The sequence below is a fragment of the Stenotrophomonas sp. STEN029 genome (genome assembly GCF_056760015.1).
The window spans coordinates 1-289 of the sequence record NZ_JBRREC010000193.1 but is presented as its reverse complement, the minus strand read 5'-3'; the positions used below and the strand labels follow the sequence as shown (position 1 = coordinate 289).

Below are 289 nucleotides of genomic sequence, written 5' to 3'. Positions count from 1 at the left end.
CGATGGTAGTGCAGCCTAAGCTGTGCGAGAGTAGGTCATCGTCAGGGTTTTTATCTAGAACCCCGCTGCTCACGCAGCGGGGTTTGTCTTTTTATGTAAGCCGGGTGTTTTACAACCTGGCTCAAGTTCCGCAAGGAAACGCATTGGAGCCGGCGCAACGCGCTGCTCAAACCGCCTTCCTGATGAAATTAGCGCTATGGAACCACCCGATCCCATCCCGAACTCGGAAGTGAAACGTAGCCGCGCCGATGGTAGTGCAGCCTAAGCTGTGCGAGAGTAGGTCATCGTC

Annotated in this window: 1 rRNA gene; it reads left to right on the top strand. The window is 55.0% G+C overall.

From position 1 onward, the window contains the following. Positions 1-178: 178 nt before the first annotated feature. Positions 179-289 (top strand): 5S ribosomal RNA (rrf, locus tag ACVOLI_RS20515); the annotation flags it as partial.